Below are 24545 nucleotides of genomic sequence, written 5' to 3' on the forward strand. Positions count from 1 at the left end.
TAATTAAATCTCTTTTGTTATGGAAGCCTTAGTGCGCATGTTCTGCCGCCTCTTTCATGGCTTCGGTACTCATACTGCGTTTTTTCACGAAGAACATCAACGGTAAGACGCATAGGAAAAATATTCCCACGATCCTGAATGCATCCAGGTAAGTCAATACGTAAGCCTGCTTGGTTACGATTCCGTCTAACAGGTGCAAGGCCGTTTCGTGTGCTTTACCCGGATCAACCCCTTTAGAAATCATACCACCGGCGAGTTGCGATAACTTTTCAGTGGCAATTGGATTGTCGCTATTAGCATATTGCAACATCTGCACGCGGTGTGCAGAATATTGACGGGATACATACGTATTCATCATCGCGATACCGAATGCACCACCTAATTGACGCATCATGTTATTGATAGCGATACCTTGCGGCATTTCCATCGGCGTAAGCCCGGAAACGGCCTGGTTGGTCAATGGTACGCTCAGCATGGCGGCACCTACCCCCCTTAGCAACAGCGGCACAAAGAAAAAGGCAACACCCGCTTCAGGGCTGGCGGTTGACATCCAGAAACAGAAAAATGAAAAGATCATGAAGCCTGCCGTAATCAAATACTTGGGTGGCACCCCTTTACTCATGGCCTTACCTACTAACGGCATCATTACGGCTGCCACCAAGGCGCCTGGTAATAATGATTCTCCCGTTAATATGGAAGTATATCCCATGATCTGCTGCATCCATACCGGGTACACGTACATCGAACAATAAATACCGAGCCCCATGATAAATGTCAGTACCGTGGTGATGGCCAGGGTCCGGTTATTGAGTACCCGCAAGTTCACGGCGGGTTTATCAGTTTTAAGTTCCCACCAAATAAAGAGCACGAAAGAAACGACCGAGGTAATAGCTAATACCGTGATATGCTTTGCTGCAAACCAATCTTCGGATTGACCTTTTTCCAGGATATACTGTAAACAGCCGACCCAGAGGATCAGCAAGAATATCCCTATATAATCAATTTTAATCTTCTTACGATCTATGTTGTACTCGTGCGCCTGCTTATCGATAAAATTATAGACCAGGAAAGCCGCGATGACACCTACCGGTACGTTAATATCGAAGATCAATGACCAGTGGAAGGATTCTACGATATAACCACCCAGGGTAGGACCCACGGTAGGGCCGATAATGACACCCATACCGAAGATAGCTGCCGCGGTAGGGCGTTCGTATATTTCGAAAGTATCGAAGAGGATCGATTGGGAAGTAGATAGCAAAGCACCACCACCAACACCCTGGATAAATCTCCAGATAACTAGTTCCCACAATGTGTTGGAGTTCCCGCACATGAAGGAAGCGAAGGTAAAGATGATGATAGAAGTAAGGTAATAATTCTTACGCCCGAAATACGAAGCCAGGAAGCCCGTCATCGGTATTACGATCACGTTGGCGATCGCGTAAGCCGTTACGATCCAGGAAGCATCTTCAATGGTGGCCCCGAGGTTACCGCTGATATTAGAAAGGGCCACGTTCACGATGGTGGTATCGATCAGCTCCAACATGGTAGCCGAGATAACCGTGATAACGATGATCCATTTTTTTAATCCTTTCGGCTTTGGAGCGGCCAAAGTTTGCATACAATTAATATTTTAAGGCAACGAAAACACTCAAACCGGAGCGTAATTTATCCAGGTATTGATCAACATTGTCGATAGCGATCTTTACAGGGACACGTTGCACGATTTTCACAAAATTACCCGTAGCATTATCGGGAGGGAGGAGGGAAAACTTAGCGCCGGTTGCGCGGGAAATATCCGTTACATGACCGGTAAGTTTCAGACCGGGATAGCTATCGATCTCTATTTCGGCTTCTTGACCGATGGAGATATTATCCAACTGGGTTTCTTTGAAGTTTGCCACGATATAGAAACCGTTATTATCTACGATGGTAAAGAGGCTTTGTCCCGCCTGGACATATTGCCCGGTTTCCAACATTTTTCTACCGATTTTACCGCTGATATTACCAGTGATATGCGTGTAAGTCAGTTTCAGTTTCGCTTGCTCCACGGCAGCTTCCTTGCTGGCCACGATAGCCTCGGCTTGTTTCACCTTGGTAGCAGCCACTTCGATACCGGAGCGGGCCAGGTCAACTTGATCCAAAGAGGCTTGGTATTGCTTATCATTCGTCAAGCTCATAGCCTTGGTATCGTCTAGTTGACGGTTGGTAATGGCCTGATCATCAAACAAGCTCTGGTCGCGTTTCAGATCGGCGGTTGATTTGTTTTTCTTTACTAAAGCTACCTGCGCATTGGTTTGCGCTACTTTGAGGTTAGCGACCGTGTTGGCCTGGTTCGCTTTGGCAGAAAGCAAGTCAGCATGGGCTTGCTGAAGATCGGCTTCCGCTTGTTGTAATGCGATTTTATATTCCGTATCGTCAATTACTAACAGGGTATCACCAGCCTTCACCGTACCATAATCTTGAACATTCAATGCTTTCACATAACCGGACACCCTGGAAATTACCGGGGCGGCATGCCCTTCAACCTGGGCATTATCGGTGGTTTCATGATGACGAGCATACATCCATTCCTTGATTCCAAATGCAGCTCCACCAATTACAATTAATACGAAGATGATCCGTACTACCAGTTTCCCCTTGCGAGGATTTTGATGTGTCGTTTCCATGTTTATGTTTAATTTCGAGGGCAAAGGTAAACTAGGTTTACTATAAAGACAAATAAGTTGACTATTTTTTAATAATATTTTAATTTTGTAAAAATGTTGGGATTTTATTTGGTTTACAGCCCCAATGTTCGATTGATTTATTAAAACAAAGGAGGTTCCACTCATGCAAGAGACACTAGATGAGCAAATAAGGCAGTTAACAATAGGTCGTAGCAGACTATTAGTCAAACTGTTAAGTATTACTAAAAAGGACCTGGACAACCGTTTAAACGAGCGTTTGCAGGAATTGGGTTATACCGATTTTAAGATCGGGGACATGGCATTATTAGCCAATATGAAGCTGGAAGGCATTATCAATAACGAATTGGCAAAGAAAGCCAAGATTACCAAGCAGGCTATGAGTAAAGTGGCTAAGAACTTGGAAGCCGGCGGCTATATTTATACCCAGAAACATGAAACGGATAACCGCGCTACCGTCATTTTCTTAACCGGTAAGGGAAAAGAGTTACTGATCGCGGCCAGCAAATGTGTTCGTGAAATTGAAAATTATTATGCCCAAATTATCGGTAAAACAGATGCTGAAAGATTGAGGGAAATCCTCACGAAATTGGTGAAAGAAATACACCCGGCTTGCTTTAATACCGATACCACGGATCAAGACAGCCAGTAAGGTACCTGGTATCACGTTATGAAATATCCCACCCTATTTACTTCAAAGAAACTACTCGCGTAAGATATTAGAAGGCGATAGGTTTTCTTGGTTATTAAAATATTTTTTCCAGCAATCTACCCATGCATCATGATCGACAGATGTGTGCATAATGGCGGCTGCATAAGGTTTGTCTAAATTATCGATGATTTGATCCAACTTCCCGGATAATGCATCTAACTTCTGCATCAGTTCCTTGATGGGCGTTGTTCGTGATTCCCAGGTCATGATTCACAATTTTTAAGCATTGTTGTCCTACTAAATTTTAACCGGGGAGCAATTTGATCCCTCAATAGTTCGATTCAATGTTCATCTGCTCGTTTCTTGTACTTTTCAAACATACGAGTACCCAAAAAGGGCACAAATTGGCCATTACGGCCACCAATTTGATCGCTCGATCTGGCCTTTCTACTACTGTATGCCCAAACTACCCTTCGCTATCAACGGTGCGAAGTTCCACGGTTTTCTTGGCGGGGGTGAATGTATCATCCTTCGCTTATATCCTTGAACAGGTAAGGAATTAAAGTACATTTAAAGCATTTTTAGTCCGACAACAATGTTTTTTAAGTATGAAATAGATTGCTGCTTCTATTTTCATAACAAGGAGATCTTATAAATGTTTTCGGCGGTAGCGGTAAAAATACCAGGTTAACACTGCAAGCAGGATGATCAATGCTACACCAACATGCCAATACCGTTGGTACCAAGGAAGATGTTTCATCAACGGAACATCATGGTAATGCCCGGCATAGGTTAATACCGACCAAAAATAGGGCATCTGCAAACCCGGATCTTCCCGGTGTTCTTGCAACCAGCTCAATTTTGCCCGGTGCAAGGCCAGGTAAGGCTTCGATTCCCGCGATAAGTTTTTGTAAAATGACGCGACCATAGCGGCGCCCGCTTCATCATTTACATTCCATAACCCCGCTACAACCCCGGCAGCCCCCGCGGCCGCAAATTCCCTTGCCAAACTAATGATCCCTTCCCCTTCTGCCAACATACCATCACCTGTTTTACAGGCGCTGAGTACCACCAAGCCCGGTTGAAATTTATACTGGAATAATTCGAACCAATAAAATTTATCATCGGACATCTGTAATACCGGCATCGGCGGCTCTCCTTCCAAGTAAGCATGCGTACTGATGTGCAGGATTTGTGCTTTTGTCAATAATTTTTTAAACTGCTTGATGTTGGCGGCGGTATCCCCCAGGTAAGTTCCCACGGCCACTTCTTCCAACAAGTTCCTTTCTTTTACTACGGCCGGTAATTCCCTGGCTTCGCGGCCTTCGTTAACAAAAAAGCCCGTCACCTCGTTTTCTCCTGCTAAAGGCAGTTCTTGTTGCTGTACCCATGTTTGTAATGAATAAGCGATAGAATAAGAATGTTCTTTTAGCAGGTAGGGCCATTCCGTGATATTATCAGCTAAGCCTTCCCTGGTAATGAGCGCATCGAATGGCAAATAACCGATACTTCCTGCCGGAACGATCAAGAGCGCTTGCCCGGGCCGGATATGTAAGGGTTCTATTAACCATCGATACAAATGGTAGGCGTCTTGGTAATACCGCTTGGGATATGAAATCATAGCGGAAATGCCGGATCTGAAATACCGCTGCATAAAATCCTTGGCATACTGCAACTTTCCCTGGCTGCTATCTTGCCGTATAACCTGCTGAATGCCCTGCCGGTTCAACATGATCGTGTACAAATAGTTGGCATCCGCGAAATAAGTTATAGCCGTAACGCGCTTTGGAATCTTACTACATAATTCAGCGGCGGAAAAAGTTTTGTCCAAGTATTTCTGCTGCGCGAAATGTGGATACTTTTTCTCCAGTTCAGCCTGTACCAGGGCTAGTTGAAAATTCAAACCTTCAACCGTTTGCTGGAGTTGATCCAGGTCATTCCCGGAGGTAGCCAGTTCTTTTTCATGGTAGGCGATGGCCCTTAATAGTTGTTGTTGGGATGCTACCAGGCTATCTCTTTGATCTAGTTGGCTTTGCCGGATAGCGGCATCTATTTCCTCCCGCAAGGACTGCGCCTTTGTCCATTCGCTGACCTGCAACATATTAGATAAAAACTTCGTATCAGCAGTTTCTTGCCATAATTCATACGCCGTTTTCATGGCCGCTGCGGCTAAATCCAAACTTTCCTGTTGGTGCAGTAAACGCATATCACGACTCGCATAGGCGCGGTGAAGTTTTTGCTCTACGCTGTAGCTCAGCAAATAATAGTTTAACGCATTTCTTTTATCGTGTATTTCGTACAAACACTTTGCCTTACCTACCAGCGCATCCACTAATGTAAAATCCCCGTACAAGTCCGAACTACGGGGCTTCCCGGCAAGCTGCATCCTCGGCAATAAAACTTGCAGGGCCTTATTAAAATCAGATAATGACATCTGCACATCTCCCGATGCCAAAGCCACCTGCGCTTTACTTACTAATAAGCGTGCTTGTTCCCTTTTCCTTTGTTCGGGATAAGCATTGATCAATACCTGGTAAGCTTTTCCATAAAGTATTCTTGCCAACTTCCATTGTTGCCTGGCCATCGCGATATTCCCCTGGGCTTCATAGGCGGCGCTTAAACGGTAAGCATGGTCATGATCCCCTTCGGCGCTAGCATGTTCCATAATTTGTACCGCGAGCCTTGCATAATTTCCCGCTTCTTCCAGCTCCCCGGCATGTTCGTAAATATTCGCCATCAAGGAATGTAACAACCCGTTTAAAGGGGGATAATTTTCAGCATATGCTACGCCCATCTTAGCATATACCTTGGCAGTATCTAACTGTTCTTGCGTTAAAGCCACAATGGCCAGGTTACAGCAGGAAGCTGCTATCTTATCATCTTCTCCCGATTCAATAGCCATGGTAAGACTTTTCCTCGTAATAAATTCTGCCCGGCGGTAGTCGCCCAAACGCGTATAATTATTCCCTAAAGGTTTAAGCAAAAACTCAACGATATCATTCCCGGGAATGGGGTCATCAAAATAATAACTGTAAGCAGCTTCGTAAGCTTTGATAGAAGGAATGATTCGCCCCAATTGAAGTTGGTAATACCCTTGATACATCAATAAATCTAACCAAGCTTGTCTTTCATATTCATTTTTAGGCTGCCGCCAGGCTGCTTCCGCTGTTTCCATTAAATACTTGATCCGTTCAGACGGCTTATTGGCCGCATAGTCCATCCGCATGTACAGCCACTGTTCAAGATCATCTTCAGAGCGAAGATGATCCAGGTCTTTTTGTAGTAATGACGGTATGGAATCGGATTCATTCGTATATGCATAAACGTTAATCGATCCTAAAATCAAAAAAACCAATAAGGTGTAGGATGATAAAATTTTATGCATAAATAATTCTCTTTATTGGAATCTTCCCTGGTTAAGGGATTGTATCTTCCGATAAAGATAATTAAAATCGGAAGGTTCCATAAAAGAACCACCTGCCTTGCCGTTCATCGAGGTATTGGATGTACCGGATTCCTAATGCGGGACCTTGCCGGACGAGCCCCAGGTTAACATCACCGAAGATAGCGGTTCCCCAGTAATCCAAGCCTTTATTGACACTAGTTCCACGGCTCGTGACGGTAAAACTGTTGACAGGGTTGTTTGGTTCCGCCACCAGTATATCATTTTTCGGGGTTAATTTATCGGATAAGGTCAATGACATCATCGCCCCGGCGCCGAGGCCGAGGAATTTATTAACATTGTACCGTAAGTGTATAGGAACGATATCCGCCGAAAGTATTTTCTGTTCTTCGTAAATCTCCCGGCTGATAATTACGTATTTACCCGTACCAATCGTCGTGTCTCTGCCACCATCAACAAAACCCTTAAAATCCGTTTGTTTTTGGTGCACATTCAAATACGCTTCTACTTGCCAATACAGGCGGTAAGGAGCAAAAGGCGATAAAGCGGCGCCCAAGGTAATTTGTCGATTCGAATTAACCTGCCCGCTGTCCTTCATACGCAAATTTCCAAAACCGGCGATGGCCGCTAAAGACAAGCCGGGTTTAAATCTGCCGTACGAGCGGTTGGTAATCACGGGTTCATTTTTATCAAAAATGATAGCTGCTTGGCTGTAGAAAGGCAGCTTTTTTAGTTCCTTGTTAAACTTTACTTTATATTTCACGAAGCCCTGCGTGGAATCTTTATCGGATACCCCATCTTGTTGCATGCCGGGTAAGTAAATATTTTTGAATACGAAGTACACGCTGTCTTTCCTGATCAAGGTATCTATACAGCTTTGATTTTGATATGCGGAGTCGCAAGGAACACAACGGGGAGAATAATCCACTAATTCCAAGGAAGCAGCGCTTAACATTCCGGGCACCTTTACCCCTACTTTCACCAACTTGGCTGGGCCGGCGCCCGTATTCTGAAATCTTACTTTATAAGTTAATTCCTTGTTTTTCCTTACGAAGCGGTAGTTCATCCAACGGTGCTTCAATTGCATCTTGTTGGGATCGTGGGAGGCCACGATCTGCATTTCAAGGTCAAACTGTTCCAGGGGCAAACTGAGATCTGTTGGTACAAAAACAGCGCTAACGGTAACAACCGCATTCGTGTCCTTGATCATTCCGGGTAAAGTATTCAAAGTGAGGAACATGAATTTTTCCTCCCCTGCCGCGATATTTTTGATGTTCCAGGCTTGCTGGGCGCTGTACATGGCCTGTTTCGAAGCTAAAAGTTGGATGAATTGCTCTTTATACCCGGGATCGATCAGCCGCGACTCGCTAGGGCCGTTAACAGCATAAAAATTCTGTGCGGATGTATTTTCCATCGCGGTGAGAATAGAATCTACCGACGTGCTTTTCTCGCCGTGATAAGCCCTTGCATCGGCGAGTTCAAAATTTTTCTGCTTGAATTGTTTCTCGTTATAAAACAGCAACAGGCTTCCTTCCAGGTTGGATAAATCATTTTCCGCCTTATTCCTGTAACCGATAATAGCCACCAAGTCTTCCCCGGGCCTGGGCATACGGTTGATCTTCATTTCAATGGAGCCACCAGACTTAAAGAAATGGGAACCTGTAGACGCATCCGCGAGAAAAGTCCTTTTTTTAACTTTGATACGGCGGGGTTTACTTTTCGGGGGCTTACCATCATCATAATTATTGGTAGCATACAACCTGATATCAAATTCACCGGTATCTTTATATTGATGTAAAGGCTCTTTATCAAAGCTAAACGAACCATCGCCTAATTCCCAGAAATAAGTATAAAAAGCTTCCGGCGCACCGGCAACTTGTCTTAAAGGCCTTAGTCCGGGCTTCAATTGCACGCGGTTACCTTCTTGTTGCAAAATAATTTGCGCCGGGAGCGTATCATGAGCCGGCACACCAAGCCCCTGGGCGCCGCTAGGCAGCACATAAGCTAGAAATAAGGATATCAATGAAATAAACCGGATCATTTCATCATGAATTTTGGTTGAAAGGAATGTTAGATCGTTTTGGGAATAAATGGTTGGTGCTTGCCGGAACCAACCATAAAAGAAAGATACATTATTCTTTTTCAATTCCCAATATGCTATAACATTTTGATATTTATACCGATATAAACCTTCAACATACCAATTCTTCCGTTGGAATAGTTGATTCCTTGCGCTGAATCGTTTTAATTTTGTCATCTTGCCGTCCATTTTGCGGGCTTGGCAAGGCATTTGTGAGGTTTTCACCGGCATCATCGCCAGGTTTCATACTTTGTTTCATCCTGATAAAGTTTACTGTTACTATAAACAGCAAACAACATACGAGTGTGAATCCTACTAGGTGCATAAAAAATAGTTTTACAGTATGAACAACCGGGTACCGTACATACTTATATCAACAGGGACTTCCATTTGTTACCTCTATAGTTGGAAGAATTGGAACTTAGATAGAAAAGTTTACGATTCGTTTAAGGGGCTGTTGAAACTTTCCGGGGGGACTCAATTTTTAAATAATACCCTATCTTTAAGTGCAGTTAGTCACCCGGTACCAACCGGGGGTACCTGCTTAAGTAAAACAACCTCAATAAATTACAATAGATCATGGCGGAAAAAGTGATTCATGCTGACCAGAGATACGTGGAGGGGCTATTGCAGAACGATACAGAGATCATACAGGAAATTTATAATGAATTTTCTCAAAAGGTAAAGAGCTATATACTTCAGAATAATGGCACTATCGATGATGCTGCCGATATATTTCAAGAAGCCCTGATCGATATTTACAACCAGGGTAAATATAAACATTTACAACTCACCTGCCCATTTGAACCATATATTTTGCTTATCTGTAAAAGAAAATGGATGAATGAATTGAAAAAAAAGGGTAGAAAAGGGGTAACAATCGATATTGATGAGCAATATAATATCGGTGAGGATGCTTTTCAACAAGCGGAGCAAACTTGGCTGGATGCCCAAAAAAATTTACTATTCAAAGCGATGTTTCAAAAATTGGGCGCCCGTTGCAAGGAAATATTGACGCTCTCGATGGGCCCGAAAACCCAGGAAGAAATTGCTTCCGACCTCGGGGTAACTTACGGTTACCTGCGGAAAAAGAAATCTACTTGCATGGCAGAGCTCATCGCTGCCGTGAAAGAAAATTACGCTAAATGGGGATTATCATGAATGAACAGGATTTTGAATTAATAGATCAATACCTTTCAGGTACGATGCCCTCGCAAGAAAAAGAGGAGTTCCTGGAAAGAATAGCGGCTGAACCCGAATTAAAAGCGGCCTTGGAAGAGTGGCAAGCCGCACAGGCAGAGTTACGCCAGTTCTTGAAACCGGATGAAAACCGGGAGCAGCTGCAAAAACACCTTGCAGCACGAAGGGATTTATATTTCTCCCATAAGAAAGCTTCTATTAAAACCGCCAAAGGCTACGTAATATCGGCTTTTGCTACTGCTGCCGTTATCGCGGGTTTACTTTTCTGGTCGCCATGGCAAAAAGATATTACCAAGGAATTTCCACCTACGCATATGATCAGCGCCACGGAAAGGGGCATCGAAAGCAATAATGATCTCGAAGCTGCTGAAAATTTTTATAATGACGGGCAATATGCCAAGGCCATCCCCTTTTTATCGAATCTCTTAGCTAAAGATCCGGAAGATGCTTTCGCACGCTACCACAGGGGTGTTTCTTTCCTGGAAAATAAGCAGTATGAGACTGCCAGGGCGGACTTGTTGATTATCTATAACGGTGAGTCCATCTTCAAATATGAAGGGGCATTCTACATTGCTTTAAGTTACCTCAAACAGAAAGATCGTGAAAAATGTAAAGAGTGGTTGGCCAAGATTCCTGAAAATGCAGGCAATTATTTCAAAGCACAAAGATTATTAAAGGAGTTAAAATAAAACTCCCGGCTTCAAAATCCGGGAGTACATGAAAAGGCCGGCCCACGAAGAGCCCGGCCATTTCATATTCCACGTCTACAGTTATTTTATCCCGAAATGATGGCTTGCATCCCGGGGGTGTTCTTATTCAATTATGGCTTCAGTACGATACATTAACAGGGAAGGACAAATATTTGTTTAATACATTGGCCAATTTTTTTCTTCGTTTAGCCAAAGGCGTTAAAAAGCCACCCCTGCAAACAGAAGTGGCTTATATCAACAAGTAATAAATCTTTATACCGGGTACCTATTTCCCGTCTTCCAAGATCAACTCTATAACGGGTATCACCTGGTTCGGCTTTTGGACAGGTAATAATAATTTTACATCCCCTTCTTGGTAACTGCTATTCTTATCCCAATGCCCGGAACCTTCCGTCATTTTGATCTCCGAATTATCGTGTAAAAACTGTGCATATTTCACTTTCCCTTTATATCCGGGCAGGTTCAACAGGTTTAACGGGTAATCCAGCAAGTGTACATATAGGCGGTTCGTCTTGGGATTATATGTCAATAAAGCATTATCAACCTTGTTGAATTTATCCGGCGCCTGCGTACAACCGTAAATTGAAGGGGAATTAAACTTCATCCAATCGCCCATCGCGGCTAAAGCAGATTGCGCCCTTTCATCGAACATGCCCCTCGCTGTCGGCCCCACGTTCAACAATAAGTTACCACCTTTACTAACCGATTCTATTAACAATCCCAACAATTGCTTCGTATCCTTCCAAGTATTCTCATCGCGGTAATACCCCCATGAGCCGGAAAAAGTTTGGCAAGTTTCCCAATACAGCTTATTACCGTTTGCATCGGTTGGCCATGCCGGAACTTTGTATTGTTCAGGCGTGATAAAATCCCATGCGTCATCGTATTCCTTGAGATCCAACCTGTCATTGATAATGATACCAGGCTGCAACTTGCGCACCATCTTCACTAATTCTATAGAACCCCAATCATCTTTACCCTTACCATGCTTACCGGGGTAAGAGAAATCTAACCAGAGAATGTCGATCTTGCCGTAATTCGTCAACAACTCCCGTACTTGATTCTTCAGGTATTCACGGTATTTAGCCATATCCTTGCCTTTGTTCATCTTCTCATACTCTTCATCGCTGTTGGTGCGTTGCGGGTGATTTCTATCTACGGTAAAATCGGGATGATGCCAATCGATCAGGGAATAATAAAATCCGACTTTTAGTCCCTCGGCTTTGAAGGCATCCACGAACTCTTTTACAAGATCTTTATGAATAGGTGTATTCATCGCCGTATAATCCGTATATTTTGAATCGAACAAGCAAAACCCTTCGTGGTGTTTGGTTGTTAAAACTGCATATTTCATCCCCGCTGCTTTGGCCATTCTAGCCCATTCCGTAGGATTATATAAATCTGGATTGAATATTTCGAAATATTTCTGGTATTGGTCGCTAGTTAACCGTTCCCGGTTTTTCACCCATTCGTGGCGGGCAGGTAGGGCATACAATCCCCAATGGATGAACATCCCGAAACGATCGTATGTCCACCAGGCCAGCCGTTCCTTTTTCTGTGCCGCACTTTCATTAAATAACTTTTTCTGAGCATTCAACCGGGTAAAACTGCTCAAACAAACACATACAAGAAGTAGCCAAAGTTTTGTTTTCATGTGGATCATTTATAATGGTGATGAAAAGAATATGCAAAATACATTAGCGGGGAATTATAAATTGGTATGATTTTGCCTGATCCTAGGAGAAATTTATTGAAAATAAGAGCCCAGTAAAAAAAGATAAAAGCAAATACCCGGGAATATCCCGGTTACCTGCTATATCTAGTTAGATGGGCCCATGATAAGTTGTAAAGTTTCTAGTTATGTCTTGTATGTTATGATTGCCGCCCACTTAATATCTTATACAAGTAAGCAGTAGCGTACCTGGGTCCATAGCCCCGGTATAACGATAACGGTCAAAAACAATGTAAAAAAAACCGGCCTTATCAAATTGCGAGTACCAATAATAGTAACATAGCAACGAGGCTCTTGGTAAATCGCATATTGAATCCACCTTTTTCAGCATAGAAATAACTTTCCTTATACCGATCATATTCGATCGGCGCTCCCAGGTCCTTCATCATCTTCAGAAATTCGTACAAGGTACGCTCCGATATTCTTAGTCGTTTGGCTAGCTGTCCTGGTTTACCGGTACCCTTAATACGGATAAGGTAGTCAATGGTTTGAAGTCGTTCAAAATAACGTTTTGGCATTAGAAAAGGGGCTTAAATGAATAGATGATACAATGATAATTACTGATGCTATACCCGGTGGTAAATTATAACCGGATACTGGAATTATTACAAGCAAAATCTGTTGGTCACACCTTAAAATGGTTAGGATAACAAAAAACAAATGTGTATTAACAGCGGCATGGCAATAACTCAAACAAGCTTAGCGGGGGGTGGTAAACTTACAAACAATGGCATGATGGCCGGCAGTCCCTGCTTATTACCCGCCCGAACAATAGCTGTGCGAACCTGTAAAGCAAACAAGTAATCACCTTTAAAAAGCAACATAGTACTGTGTTTTTAAGGTTTACAACTCCGAAATTATTTTATTATTATTGACAATGCATCCCATTGCTATAATAGATGTATTAATTGTTACGCATGGCTTCATAGTTAAGATAAAAGCTGCCAGTATAAGTAATTAATTAATACAACTAAAAATGTAGCGTCGTCCCAATAATTTCAAATTCATCAATAGCTGGCATACCCCGTATTCATTGATATTCGGTGTAAAAAGGTCATCCAAAAACAATAGTTTGATATCATTCCAAATTTTTAGGGTTATTCCATGTTAGACATATTGTCGATATTTTTGAAAGTTACAACATGCTACTGCAATAGATCAGCAGTCAACAGTAACCCATGAATTTTGATCGCATAAATTTTCTTACTACCTACCAACTACTTAATTTAAGTAAAATAATTGATATTCCGTATGCCGGCAGCAAGATTTGAATACCCGGCAATATTGTTCCCGTATCGATACTGATATAAAGCATACAACCATTAATATAGTAATAACTTGCAAATCAATATTTTCTGATTCCCCTCCATACAATTTTAACAAGAGCGTCCTTGCAACTATTCGAACTTGCAATTGTTATAAACATAAAACCTACAATCATCTTTTTATGAAAAAGTATATCTATGCATATTTCATATTATGCATCTTATCTATCTCTGCTTGTAATACCACGGAGATTACCTCTTCTTGGAAAGCCCAAGATGTTACCTTGAAACATTACGATAAAATATTAGTCGTGGCACTAACCGGGAATAAAGATCGAGATATCAGGGTGAGCGTGGAAACTGCCATGGCAAAAGCATTAAAAGCGCAAGGATTCAATGCCGTAACGGCCTTCCAACAATATGGCCCCAGGATTGAAGATCGTAAAGTGGATGAAGAAAAAGCCGTTGCCCGATTGCGGGAAGATGGCTTCGATGGTGCATTCGTAATACCTTTACTCGATAAATCGAAGGAGAAGCATTATTCCCCCGGATATTATTATTACTCGCCATTTTGGGGCTATTATAATAACTTTTGGTGGTCTTATAATATGATGTATTCCAGGGTATATGATCCTTACTATTATACCACGACAACCAACTATGTATTGGAAGCCAATTTTTATGACTTGTCTGATAAGAAATTACTGTATTCCGCACAGACAAAATCCTTTGATCCGGGTTCCGCTTCTCGGTTAGCATCAGATTTTAGCAAGGTGGTGATCCAGGATATGATGAAGGGAAAGATTATCAACTAGGTTCACGGATTTTTGGGGATTTAGGGATTTCACGGATTTTTTTTGAGCTATTGCTTTGGTTTAAATCCTTACCCTCAATTCCCCCCTGCCGGATGTGGGTCGCGACCCACATCCAACATCCCAAATCCTACATCCCAAATCCCAAATCCCACAACCCACAACACACAACCGGCAGGCATAAATTTTGAATCTCAAATTATTTTTCATAGTATGTAGGAGATATTGAAATCTTAGAACAGGTTGATTTACAATCGGTAATTTCCTATTATGAAAATAAAAAATGCTATTAGAGTTTTAAGTTGTTGGATCCTGTCGACCTCGGTTTTTGGTACGCCCGTTGTTTGGGGACAACAAAAAATCGATCCTTCAAATACATTATTTTTTAAAGAGCCGGCTCAACATTTTTACGAGGCGCTACCATTAGGAAATGGATCCTTGGGAGCTTTGGTATTTGGAGGCCCGAACCATGATAGGATCGTATTAAATGAAAAAACATTATGGTCGGGCGGGGTTCAAGATCCTGATAGGGAAAATGCATATCAATCGTTAGCCAAAATTCAGGAATATTTAATTGCAGGAGATAACAAATCTGCACAGGATTTATTGCAAAAAAACTTCGTTGCCAAGGGACAAGGTTCAGGATTTGGTAACGGGGCAAATGTTCCTTACGGCTGTTACCAAGTTTTAGCCGATTGTTTTATCGATTGGAAAGACACTACTAACGCATATACTAACTATAAAAGATATTTATACCTCGACAGCTCTATTGTCATTACTTCATGGGAACGCGATGGCATTAAATTTCAACAAGATATTTTTTCGTCTATCCCTGCCAAAGTGATTGCAATCAAATTAAAGGCCTCGGAAAAGGGGGCGCTCAATTTTACGGTGGGCCTGCACAGGAAAGAACATGCCAAGGTTAGTGCAAGCGGCAACCAGGTTACCTTGGATGGCCAGCTTCCCAACGGGGATAAAGCCGGGATGAAGTTTGCCAGCGTATTGAAAGCGAGCTTGAAGTCCGGACAAATTAAAGTTGTGTCTGATAAGCTGGAGATTTCCAATGCAGATGAAGTATTATTAATTATAGGGGCAGCAACCGATTACAATATTAAAAACGTGGCGAAACCTGGGCCCAAGCCGCTGCCACAAGTGATGCGGGATGTGAAAAAGGCATCCAAAGAAACATTCGACAAGCTATTTGTTGAACACCTTTCCCGTTTTAAATATTATTATGATAAAGCTTCCTTTAAATTGAATGCTTCCGAACCCGGAACCGGGGCATTATCTACCCCTGAAAGACTGGTGAGGTATGCCGACAATAACGACGATCCGCAATTACCCGTTTTATATTACAACTTCGGCAGGTACCTGCTCATTTCAAGCTCTTTACCCGGATCATTGCCAGCCAATTTGCAAGGAATTTGGGCCGAAGAATATCAAACCCCTTGGAATGGTGATTACCATTTGAATATTAATATCCAGATGAATTATTGGCTAGCAGAAGCGAACGGGTTAGGCGATTTGACTTTGCCACTCCATGAATTTACCCGCTCCCTCGTGGAACCGGGCAAGAAAACTGCCAAAGCTTATTACGATGCCCCGGGATGGGTAGCGCACGTTATTGCCAATCCATGGGGTTTCACTGCTCCAGGTGAAGGCGCCGGTTGGGGCTCTACCCTAACCGGGGGCGCTTGGTTGACCGAGCATATCTGGGAACATTATAATTTTACAAGGGATACTGATTTCTTAAAAAAATATTACCCGGTATTGAAAGAAGCAGCCCTGTTTTTCTCTTCAATACTCATCGAAGAACCGAAACACCATTGGCTCGTTACCGCACCTTCAAATTCGCCGGAAAACACTTATGTTATGCCCAATGGCTTCAAAGGCCAAACTTGCATGGGCCCTACCATGGACATGCAGATATGCCGGGAATTGTTTAACAATACCATCCAAGCAGCGGCAATATTGAATGTGGACAGCAAATTTTCGGAGCGTTTAAAAAATATCATCCCGCGATTAGCGCCCAATCAAATCGGTGCAGCAGGTGATTTAAATGAATGGTTAGATGATTGGGCCGATGGGGAACCCCAACATAGGCATGTATCACATCTTTACGGTTTACATCCCTATGATGAGATCACTACCTGGGATACCCCGGAACTAGCTAAGGCTGTAAAAGAAACATTACGCCAAAGGGGCGATGGTGGTACCGGTTGGTCGAAAGCGTGGAAAATTAACTTTTGGGCAAGGTTAGGAGATGGAGATCATGCCTTGAAATTATTACATCAACTTTTGCATCCGGTGGCTATTCCGGGCAACCATATTCAATATTCTGGCGGTGGCACTTATGCCAACCTATTCTGCGCCCACCCCCCATTCCAAATTGATGGCAACTTGGGAGGCACGGCCGGCATCACGGAAATGCTCCTTCAAAGCCAGGGTAAAAATCAAACTATACGTATATTACCGGCTTTACCAACACAGGCAAGCTGGCAGGCAGGAAGTGTTAAAGGCCTCAGGGCTCGCGGCGCCTTCCAGCTAGACTTTAACTGGGCAAATGGCCAACTGCAAAAAGGAGATATTTATTCACTAAAAGGAAATGAATGCTCCCTTTACTTGCCGGAAAATTTTTACGTGATAGATGAGGATAACGAGATCATGGCTAAAAAAGTTCCTTATGCAAGGATCGTTACATTCCCGACCCAATCATTAAAACATTATAAAATTATCTCTGAATTTGAACGTTAATCCAGGGTCAGCAATATTTTTTAGCGGGATAATGTTTTTTATCCCGCTTTGTATTTACAATCGATTAACAAGTTCTACCCGGTAAACACCCCCGCTACTAAGGGAACCACCAGCACATTAACCGTTGGTTTACAAATATTTCATAGCCCCGAACAGGAAATCTACGCAATGGGTACCTCCGTATATGAACTTAGCATAGCAGAACTTGTTATATTTACTTAAACAGGTAGGTATCCTGTTGATACCCCGTAAGTATTAGGAAGTTATGAAAATGATTACACGTCGATACATTTTATCCCTCCTGCTGCTTTTTACCGGCATCGCCGGGTTCGGGCAGGACAGCTTGAAACAAATATCAAGGGCCCCGGTATTATTCGAGAATGACACGCTGTTTTATATCAATTATGCCCCGAACAACATCAGCGTTACTGAAAGAGCGGAACTAATCAGCAACCGTATAGAGAAGGTTTACGGTATCAATAATTTCAAAGCAAATGACCTCAATTTACAACAAGACAGCGCCTTTAGCAGTATCCGGTATAAGGATCTCACCATCATGACAATTACGGATGAAGATGCACAGATAAATGATCTTGACCGGGAATCTTTAGCAAAGAATTATTTCAATGCTATTAAAGGTAAGCTGGATCAATACGCACAATTCAAGGATATCCGCAACGTCTTGCTTTTCATAGCAGAAGCCATGGCGGTAATCCTCGGGCTCGTCTTATTAATATGGTTAATCAACAGATTTTTTAGAAAGTTTTTATACCGCTTTTTATTAAAACAGAAATACCCGGCTTTTTCCCTCGGAAATTACACGATCCTTTCTCCTGGGAAGGTAGGGGCATTAGTCCGCCAGGCCTTAAAATTACTGCGCCTGGTGATTATATTGATCGCAATCTATTTTGCGTTACCGATACTATTTAACATTTTTCCCTGGACGCAGCCATTAGCCGAAAAGCTAATCAATTACGTCGTGGCGCCGATAAAGAAAATATTACATGCCATCGTAAATTACATTCCTAACTTACTTACGATCTTCGTTATATACTTGTTTACAAGGTACGTTGTAAGGGCTGTAAAGTTCCTGGCAACGGAAGTAGAGCGCGGCATCTTAAAAATTAACGGTTTTTATGCAGATTGGGCGCAACCTACTTTCAAGATTGTAAAAGTATTGCTTTACACCTTGATGTTTGTAGCAATATTTCCTTATTTACCCGGTTCACAAAGCAAGGTATTTCAAGGGGTTTCCGTATTTCTCGGTATCCTGATCTCCCTGGGCTCTTCCTCTGCAATAAGTAACATGATTGCCGGGGTTGTTATAACATATATGCGGCCTTTCAGAATAGGTGACCGTATCAAGGTCGGTGAAGTAATGGGTGATGTTATCGAAAAAACATTATTAGTTACCCGTTTGAGAACGATCAAGAACGAAGAAATCACCATTCCAAATGCGATTATCCTAAGCGGGCAAACCATCAACTATACAGTGGCATGCCATGAAAGCAAGGGCTTAATTTTACATACCACGGTCACTATCGGGTATGATGTACCTTGGCGGCAAGTTCACGATTTGTTGATAAATGCCGCGTTGAAAACCCAGGGCATCATACCGGATCCGAAACCGTTCGTATTACAAACGTCCTTGGAAGATTATTATCCTTCTTACCAATTAAATGCCTATACGGATGACGCTTCGAAAATGGCTTTGACTTACTCGTTATTGCATCAATCCATCCAAGATACCTTTAATGAAGCAGGCGTAGAAATCATGTCGCCACATTATACCGCCCTTAGGGATGGTAACACTGCTGCCATGCCGGAAGACAGCCGTCCTAAAGGAGAACCGTCTACATTTAAGATTCATATCACGAAGAAGACAGAATAAAAAAACGCGAGTAAAAACCCGCGTTAAAATAAATGGTCACAGATGGGGTACAATGGAAGTATTGATGCAATTGTGTAAAACGCTTTTATCTTCTTAGAAGAATTTTCCGCCGTTTTCCCGCTCGGTAGATTTTACTTGCACTGCCAGTAACAACACGAGGATCAGTAATAAAACAACACCCCCGTAACCCAGGAAAAATTCCCAGTTAGAAGCCTCCACGGGTACGTAAGCAGGCGTTAGTTGCCCAGGTCTCGCGAATGGCGCTTTCGCTACTATCACTTCTGTTTCCTTCTTAACAAAATCGAGTATGGCGGCAACCTGCTCCTTCGTAATATCAGGATGGTCGGGCATTGCCACCTGGTTAAATTCATTATACAGTTTCAATGCGTCCTTGTCGCCGGCCTGGATCATTTTTTGAGATCCATGGATGAAATTTTCAATCCATTCTACGGTACGCCGGTCGGTAACCCCGGCCAATGCCGGCCCAACCAGTTTCTTATTTACATTATGACAAGATGCGCAACGTGCATTAAAAATTTGCCGTCCTTCTTCAACGGGATCTGCTGCGAATGACCGTAATGCTAAACTGCATACGAAAATCAGCAGGAATAGCTTTTTATAGTTCATGTTCCAATTTTTTAATATCGTGAATGAGTTGATTAACCGCTTGAGGATCTGTCCCGGTATAGTATCCCCGGATTTGTCCCCGCGGATCCAAGACAATTAGCTGCTCACTATGAATAAAATCCGAGGGGCCACCATCACCATCGGTAGCCGTAATTTTGAAACCGTTTCTTGCCAACCGGTATAAGCGCGGCTTATCACCCGTCACCAATTTCCATTGCCGTCCATCTACCCCGTACCTTTCAGCAAACCTGCGCAATACTATTGCAGTATCATAATTTGGATCAACGGAGAAAGAACGGAATTGTACCAGGTCATCGTCCACGAAAGCATCTCTTACACGTTTAACCTGCTTCATCATCTTGGGACAAACGACCGGGCAACGTGTAAAGAAATAATTAACGATGACAATTTTATCCCTGCTATCATTTAAGCTGGTAGCGTGTTCATCCTGGTCATAAAGCACATAGTTGTGTAACAGGGCAGTATCTCCTTGTATTTCCCAAGCGGGAAAAGTGCTGTATACCGGCAATGCTACGTAGCGATTTTCGTATGCTGTAACAGCCAACCAGGCCAATACAGGTACTAATACTATGATTAATACCCATATTGTTTTTTGCTGTAGCAATAGTTTCTTCATCTGAAAATCATTTTAACCTCGTTCTGAAATTTTTACATATCCTTCATCAAATACCTGGTGTGGGGCTGCTTGGCAAATGTGGCGGCGCTCCCGGTCCTCCAAATCTCAATACATCCAATAATGTAGGGATGTAAGCGATCATGATAATGATGACCATCATCACCAACCATGGTTTGAAGCTGTTAAACAATGGAATGTATTTTTCGTCGTGGTAAGAGCTCGTATCAGGAAATACTAAACTTGATTCGGTAGCTTTCTTACTGAAACAAGTCCCGAAGAAGACGATGAAGTAACACATGCCGGCCGCGAACATGATAATTCCACCGGCTAATGCCAACATCGTTGAAGGAACCCATTGCGGGTGGTACAATTCGTGCCCGGGATTCAAGTAGGTCATGCCCAGGTTAGTCCTGCGCGGTTCTCCCATCAGGCCGCCGTACATCAAACCGCTTGAAAAAATCAGTACGCCGATGAGCCACAAATAGGGAACGATCACATTTAACTTGGGTAAAAATATTTTCTTACCTGTTAAGCCGTTCAGCATAAATAAACTCATGCCGATCATGGCTAAGAACACCGGCCCCGCAACGGTCATATGAAAGTGCCCGGGCAGCCAGGCTGTATTATGTACCACGTTGTTCAATGCATAAGATGCATTTACGATACCCGTTAAACCACCGAAGATGAACAAGATCAACCCGGCGATAAGGTAACCGAACATATAATTATTCTGATCGAGGTAGGGCAACTTGTTAACCCAACCCAACAATCCCTTGGCGCCCCGTTTCCAACCGGCATATTCTAACGATGCGGCTAACGTGAAAGCCGTGATGAAACTTGGAACCGCCACACCGAAAGTTAAAAGGGTTGATACCCATTTAGAACTTTGGCTGATATTGGGATCGCTGAATTGGTGATGCACTCCCACCGGAACAGATAAGAGTAAGAATAAGAAGAAAGCAATTCTCCCGGCATTATCGGAATACAATTTTCCACCTGCCCATTTTGGCAGCATCGTGTAAAACATGATGTACGCGGGCAATAACCAGAAGTACACCAAGGCATGCCCGAAAAACCAAAAGAGGGTTCTCGCCAAGGTAACATCTACAGTTGCTTTATAGCCCATGGCCCAGGGCAATAACAGTACCAACACTTCGTAAGCTACCGCTAGGGTACAAACGAACCATATAATAAAATTCACCAATGTTCCCAGCACTGCCAAAGGTATTTTTTCACCCCGGTGTTCTTTCTTCCATCCCAGGTATACCACCATCCAATCAAATAAAGGCACCCAAGATCCCACGATCAGCATGGCTGTACCGATGTAAAATAATGGGTGCGCTTTTAAAGGGGGATAGAAAGTATATAAAACGGATGCTTTACCTGCTAACATCGCATATGCTGCCAATAGGGTTCCTGTCACCATCAGGATCAAGCTGATCCACGAAGCCCTTTTATTGGGTTCTTTTTTTAAGTAATAGGCTATTGTTGCATGACCGAAAGCCACGGCAAAAAAGGTGGTCAGCACGATGGCATTGATAACGCCGTGCAAGGTAAGACCTTGGTAATAATCCAGCTTCACAGCGGATGATTGGTGGATAACCCCGGCCCTGTAAACAGTTTGCATTAAACCATGGTAAATCCCTAGTATTAATAAGGTAATGGGAACAAAAAGTTCGATCAGTATAACATTTTTAAGGGAACGACTTACTTTCATACGATTAGAGTTTATTGTTGGTCGGGATAATTGACGATAACTTCGGCCTGCATATTCTGGTGACCGATTCCGCAATATTCATGGCAGGTAATTTTATACACACCCGGCTCCGTAAACTTGACAGTCGTTTTGTTGATACCTCCATAAACAGCCATCATGTTTACATTTTTTTCCGCGATGTTGAAACCATGCACTACATCGGTCGAGGTGAGGTAAAAGTCAACCTCGCTTCCAACCGGGATATAAATTTGGCTCGGTTCAAAATTCCACATCTTGGCCACGGCGAAAACTTGGTAAGTTTTATCGTCTATTTGGTTGATGCGGGGCGTGGTATAGGCTTTATCATAAGGCACACATTCCACGACATCCGTCTTCTGTTTCCCTGTAACATATAAGAGTGAAAAAAGGAATAGCATGATCACGATAGCCGTCATGCCGATTGCTTTACCTTCAAATTTGTCTAACATGATCAATAGTTTAAGCGCGTTGTAACATGATTAAATAGATGCCGTACCAGATGCCCAGGCATAGGGCAATCAACAATACGAAAAAGGCGATGGCCCCTTTTGGGACGAATTTTTCCCCGTTATCTTGTTGGGAGTTCATAATTGGTTGTTTTGTGATGATGGCACAAATCTAGCGGTAGCCTTCCCCCAAAATCATGAGGTCACTTCCCTTTAAGCTTGATTCTACTCAGTTGAAAAACTGATTGAAATCAGTACGCTCTGGTCAACATTCCGTAAATTGCAGGATAGATAAGGCTATGGCCGCATGAATAATTTTACGATTGTATAACATACCAGCGTTTTAAATCAGTTCCATGTTCCGTTTTGGTCACCGGCAAATATTATTTGCCTCCTTTATTATCTTATTAGTCACGGTATTTTTGTTGATTTGGCGGCCGGATTATAATTTCTTTGATGGCGGCTTGATCACCGTTATCTTGTTGACTTTATTTATAAAAGATGAAACCATCACTAGCTGGATGGGCGTAATTTGCACGGTAGTGGTGGTGACAGTTGCCTTCCTGCCGCACAAGAACCCTAATCCCGCCGAGGTATTCATCGAGCACTTTTTCTCGCTGATACTGGTAATCGGAACGACCTTGCTGGTGATCTTCGTAAAACGCTTATACCGCACGCTGGAAGCGGAAGAAAACCAGCTAACCGCACTCATACAACATGCCACTGAAGGAATTATCTTAACAAACGAAGACGGGCTAATCATATTGGCCAATCCCGAAGCGGAGAACCTATTTGGATATACATCGGAAGAAATGTTGAGAAAACCGATTGAAACGCTTATTCCTAGTCGGTTCAGGGAGAAACATGTCGGTCATAGGAAAAATTTCAATAAACAACCGGCAGATAGGAAAATGGGGAGCGGTATGGCCTTATTTGCTTTACGGAAAGATGGAACGGAGTTCCCTGTAGAAGTTAGCCTTAGCCATTTTAAACAAGGCTACGACAAGTTTGTGTTGGCCTTCGTTGTAGATATTACCATGCGAAAGGAATCTGAAGATCGGCTACTGGCGCAAAAGCAACAATTAGAAGAACTAACCCGCTCCATGCAGCGTCTTAACCAGGACCTGGAGCAAAAAGTTGATGAACGAACCCGTAACCTGCAAGATGCCTTGCAACAACTCGAAATTTCGCAACAGGAGCTCGAAGAAGCACTTCATAAAGAAAAAGAACTCAACGAGATCAAATCCAGGTTCGTATCGATGGCCTCACATGAGTTCCGTACCCCTTTGAGCGCCATTTTATCTTCCGCTGCCTTGATCAAAAAATATGAACAAACCGAAGATCAGCAAAAAAGAGAAAAACATGTGCAGAAAATACGGGACGCCGTAAAACATCTAAATGAATTGCTGGAAGATTTCCTCTCCCTGGGCAGGATAGAAGAAGGGAAAGTCAATATACACCCCGAAGATATCCCGCTGGCGAGCTTAATGCAGGAAACGAGGGAAGAAGTACAAGGACTGCTTAAAAAAGGTCAACATATAGATATTTCCGTGGACGCGGCCTTAGTAATCTTAACCGACAAACGATTACTTAAACATATTTTCGTAAACTTGTTAACCAATGCGATCAAGTTTTCTCCTGAAAACAGCCCCATTTCTTGGGTAGCAAACAAAACGGGGGAAAACATTCGTATGGAGGTCGCAGATCAAGGTATGGGAATACCCAAGGAAGATCAGCATTACCTATTCAGTAGCTTTTTCCGTGCAAAAAATGTAACCAATATCCAGGGTACAGGCTTAGGTTTACATATCGTTAAACGTTACGTGGATATGTTGTCGGGGAATATACAAGTTGAAAGCGAACTCGGCAAAGGCACCAGTATAATCATTTCATTTCCAAATCATACTTTGTAAA

Annotated in this window: 20 protein-coding genes; 7 read left to right on the forward strand and 13 right to left on the reverse strand. The window is 42.8% G+C overall.

Annotated features, from left to right (window positions below):
- Positions 1-28 precede the first annotated feature (28 nt).
- Both COR50_RS00850 and COR50_RS00855 read right to left on the reverse strand, forming a co-directional pair.
- Positions 29-1621 (reverse strand): DHA2 family efflux MFS transporter permease subunit, encoded by a 1593-nt coding sequence (locus COR50_RS00850; protein ID WP_098192211.1) that lies wholly within the window; start codon positions 1619-1621, stop codon positions 29-31.
- A gap of 4 nt (positions 1622-1625) precedes the next feature.
- The gene (locus COR50_RS00855; RefSeq protein WP_098192212.1) at positions 1626-2669 is read right to left on the reverse strand and encodes an HlyD family secretion protein; all 1044 of its coding nucleotides are present in this window, start codon (positions 2667-2669) and stop codon (positions 1626-1628) included.
- Between the two features lie 163 nt (positions 2670-2832).
- Here COR50_RS00855 and COR50_RS00860 point away from each other — a divergent pair, with 163 nt between their 5' ends.
- On the forward strand, positions 2833-3339 hold the full coding sequence (locus COR50_RS00860) for a MarR family winged helix-turn-helix transcriptional regulator (RefSeq protein WP_098192213.1): 507 nt from the start codon (positions 2833-2835) through the stop codon (positions 3337-3339).
- A 51-nt stretch (positions 3340-3390) separates the two neighbouring features.
- Here the strand turns inward: COR50_RS00860 and COR50_RS00865 are convergent, their stop codons facing one another.
- The 4 genes from COR50_RS00865 to COR50_RS22205 all read right to left on the reverse strand — a co-directional run bounded on the left by COR50_RS00865 (position 3391) and on the right by COR50_RS22205 (position 9147).
- Complete coding sequence (locus COR50_RS00865; protein ID WP_098192214.1) at positions 3391-3606, reverse strand: hypothetical protein; 216 nt, start codon at positions 3604-3606, stop codon at positions 3391-3393.
- 382 nt (positions 3607-3988) lie between these two features.
- Positions 3989-6724 (reverse strand): CHAT domain-containing protein, encoded by a 2736-nt coding sequence (locus COR50_RS00870; protein WP_098192215.1) that lies wholly within the window; start codon positions 6722-6724, stop codon positions 3989-3991.
- A 61-nt stretch (positions 6725-6785) separates the two neighbouring features.
- Positions 6786-8783 (reverse strand): DUF7849 domain-containing protein, encoded by a 1998-nt coding sequence (locus COR50_RS00875; protein ID WP_157760572.1) that lies wholly within the window; start codon positions 8781-8783, stop codon positions 6786-6788.
- A gap of 151 nt (positions 8784-8934) precedes the next feature.
- Positions 8935-9147 (reverse strand): hypothetical protein, encoded by a 213-nt coding sequence (locus COR50_RS22205; RefSeq protein ID WP_157760573.1) that lies wholly within the window; start codon positions 9145-9147, stop codon positions 8935-8937.
- A gap of 254 nt (positions 9148-9401) precedes the next feature.
- Here COR50_RS22205 and COR50_RS00880 point away from each other — a divergent pair, with 254 nt between their 5' ends.
- Both COR50_RS00880 and COR50_RS00885 read left to right on the forward strand, forming a co-directional pair.
- Entirely contained in the window at positions 9402-9983 is a 582-nt protein-coding gene (locus tag COR50_RS00880) for an RNA polymerase sigma factor (RefSeq protein WP_098192217.1), read from the forward strand.
- On the forward strand, positions 9980-10711 hold the full coding sequence (locus tag COR50_RS00885; RefSeq protein WP_157760574.1) for a tetratricopeptide repeat protein: 732 nt from the start codon (positions 9980-9982) through the stop codon (positions 10709-10711). Before COR50_RS00880 ends, COR50_RS00885 begins: the two co-directional genes overlap by 4 nt.
- 286 nt (positions 10712-10997) lie before the next feature.
- Here COR50_RS00885 and COR50_RS00890 read toward each other — a convergent pair whose 3' ends face one another.
- Both COR50_RS00890 and COR50_RS00895 read right to left on the reverse strand, forming a co-directional pair.
- Complete coding sequence (locus tag COR50_RS00890; protein WP_098192219.1) at positions 10998-12386, reverse strand: alpha-L-fucosidase; 1389 nt, start codon at positions 12384-12386, stop codon at positions 10998-11000.
- Between the two features lie 329 nt (positions 12387-12715).
- Positions 12716-12982: an HTH domain-containing protein gene (locus tag COR50_RS00895; protein WP_098192220.1), complete on the reverse strand. Its 267-nt coding sequence runs from the start codon at positions 12980-12982 to the stop codon at positions 12716-12718.
- Between the two features lie 929 nt (positions 12983-13911).
- Here COR50_RS00895 and COR50_RS00900 point away from each other — a divergent pair.
- The 3 genes from COR50_RS00900 (at position 13912) to COR50_RS00910 (ending at position 19186) form a co-directional block, all read left to right on the forward strand.
- Entirely contained in the window at positions 13912-14544 is a 633-nt protein-coding gene (locus COR50_RS00900) for a hypothetical protein (RefSeq protein ID WP_098192221.1), read from the forward strand.
- 267 nt (positions 14545-14811) lie between these two features.
- Positions 14812-17295 (forward strand): glycoside hydrolase family 95 protein, encoded by a 2484-nt coding sequence (locus COR50_RS00905; RefSeq protein WP_098192222.1) that lies wholly within the window; start codon positions 14812-14814, stop codon positions 17293-17295.
- A 265-nt stretch (positions 17296-17560) separates the two neighbouring features.
- Positions 17561-19186, forward strand: coding sequence for a mechanosensitive ion channel family protein (locus COR50_RS00910; RefSeq protein ID WP_098192223.1), 1626 nt, complete (start codon positions 17561-17563; stop codon positions 19184-19186).
- Positions 19187-19279: 93 nt separating this feature from the next.
- On the opposite strand, the gene COR50_RS00915 is transcribed toward COR50_RS00910, so the two are convergent.
- From COR50_RS00915 to COR50_RS22210, 5 genes are read right to left on the reverse strand one after another with little or no spacing between them, the layout of a single operon-like run.
- A complete protein-coding gene (locus COR50_RS00915; protein ID WP_098192224.1) occupies positions 19280-19813 on the reverse strand; it encodes a cytochrome c in 534 nt (177 codons plus the stop codon).
- A complete protein-coding gene (locus COR50_RS00920; RefSeq protein ID WP_098192225.1) occupies positions 19803-20450 on the reverse strand; it encodes an SCO family protein in 648 nt (215 codons plus the stop codon). The genes COR50_RS00915 and COR50_RS00920 overlap by 11 nt, the downstream gene beginning before the upstream one ends.
- 46 nt (positions 20451-20496) lie before the next feature.
- Positions 20497-22167, reverse strand: a complete 1671-nt coding sequence (locus COR50_RS00925) for a cbb3-type cytochrome c oxidase subunit I (RefSeq protein WP_098192226.1) — start codon at positions 22165-22167, stop codon at positions 20497-20499.
- Between the two features lie 11 nt (positions 22168-22178).
- Positions 22179-22634: a cupredoxin domain-containing protein gene (locus COR50_RS00930; RefSeq protein WP_098192227.1), complete on the reverse strand. Its 456-nt coding sequence runs from the start codon at positions 22632-22634 to the stop codon at positions 22179-22181.
- 10 nt (positions 22635-22644) lie between these two features.
- A complete protein-coding gene (locus COR50_RS22210) occupies positions 22645-22773 on the reverse strand; it encodes a cytochrome c oxidase subunit 2A (RefSeq protein ID WP_157760575.1) in 129 nt (42 codons plus the stop codon).
- A 214-nt stretch (positions 22774-22987) separates the two neighbouring features.
- On the opposite strand from COR50_RS22210, the gene COR50_RS00935 reads away from it, so the two are divergent.
- Positions 22988-24544 carry a sensor histidine kinase gene (locus COR50_RS00935; protein WP_232516240.1) on the forward strand — a complete coding sequence of 519 codons (1557 nt, stop codon included), beginning with the start codon at positions 22988-22990 and terminating at the stop codon, positions 24542-24544.
- Position 24545: the final 1 nt, after the last annotated feature.

The sequence above is a fragment of the Chitinophaga caeni genome (assembly GCF_002557795.1).
GTDB classification, from domain to species: domain Bacteria; phylum Bacteroidota; class Bacteroidia; order Chitinophagales; family Chitinophagaceae; genus Chitinophaga; species Chitinophaga caeni.

Bases quoted from the DNA above. Each gene is read 5' to 3' on its own strand.
- COR50_RS00850 (WP_098192211.1), bottom strand. From the start codon at position 1,621: ATGCAAACTTTGGCCGCTCCAAAGCCGAAAGGATTAAAAAAATGGATC.
- COR50_RS00855 (WP_098192212.1), bottom strand. From the start codon at position 2,669: ATGGAAACGACACATCAAAATCCTCGCAAGGGGAAACTGGTAGTACGG.
- COR50_RS00860 (WP_098192213.1), top strand. From the start codon at position 2,833: ATGCAAGAGACACTAGATGAGCAAATAAGGCAGTTAACAATAGGTCGT.
- COR50_RS00865 (WP_098192214.1), bottom strand. From the start codon at position 3,606: ATGACCTGGGAATCACGAACAACGCCCATCAAGGAACTGATGCAGAAG.
- COR50_RS00870 (WP_098192215.1), bottom strand. From the start codon at position 6,724: ATGCATAAAATTTTATCATCCTACACCTTATTGGTTTTTTTGATTTTA.
- COR50_RS00875 (WP_157760572.1), bottom strand. From the start codon at position 8,783: ATGATCCGGTTTATTTCATTGATATCCTTATTTCTAGCTTATGTGCTG.
- COR50_RS22205 (WP_157760573.1), bottom strand. From the start codon at position 9,147: ATGCACCTAGTAGGATTCACACTCGTATGTTGTTTGCTGTTTATAGTA.
- COR50_RS00880 (WP_098192217.1), top strand. From the start codon at position 9,402: ATGGCGGAAAAAGTGATTCATGCTGACCAGAGATACGTGGAGGGGCTA.
- COR50_RS00885 (WP_157760574.1), top strand. From the start codon at position 9,980: ATGAATGAACAGGATTTTGAATTAATAGATCAATACCTTTCAGGTACG.
- COR50_RS00890 (WP_098192219.1), bottom strand. From the start codon at position 12,386: ATGAAAACAAAACTTTGGCTACTTCTTGTATGTGTTTGTTTGAGCAGT.
- COR50_RS00895 (WP_098192220.1), bottom strand. From the start codon at position 12,982: ATGCCAAAACGTTATTTTGAACGACTTCAAACCATTGACTACCTTATC.
- COR50_RS00900 (WP_098192221.1), top strand. From the start codon at position 13,912: ATGAAAAAGTATATCTATGCATATTTCATATTATGCATCTTATCTATC.
- COR50_RS00905 (WP_098192222.1), top strand. From the start codon at position 14,812: ATGAAAATAAAAAATGCTATTAGAGTTTTAAGTTGTTGGATCCTGTCG.
- COR50_RS00910 (WP_098192223.1), top strand. From the start codon at position 17,561: ATGAAAATGATTACACGTCGATACATTTTATCCCTCCTGCTGCTTTTT.
- COR50_RS00915 (WP_098192224.1), bottom strand. From the start codon at position 19,813: ATGAACTATAAAAAGCTATTCCTGCTGATTTTCGTATGCAGTTTAGCA.
- COR50_RS00920 (WP_098192225.1), bottom strand. From the start codon at position 20,450: ATGAAGAAACTATTGCTACAGCAAAAAACAATATGGGTATTAATCATA.
- COR50_RS00925 (WP_098192226.1), bottom strand. From the start codon at position 22,167: ATGAAAGTAAGTCGTTCCCTTAAAAATGTTATACTGATCGAACTTTTT.
- COR50_RS00930 (WP_098192227.1), bottom strand. From the start codon at position 22,634: ATGTTAGACAAATTTGAAGGTAAAGCAATCGGCATGACGGCTATCGTG.
- COR50_RS22210 (WP_157760575.1), bottom strand. From the start codon at position 22,773: ATGAACTCCCAACAAGATAACGGGGAAAAATTCGTCCCAAAAGGGGCC.
- COR50_RS00935 (WP_232516240.1), top strand. From the start codon at position 22,988: ATGTTCCGTTTTGGTCACCGGCAAATATTATTTGCCTCCTTTATTATC.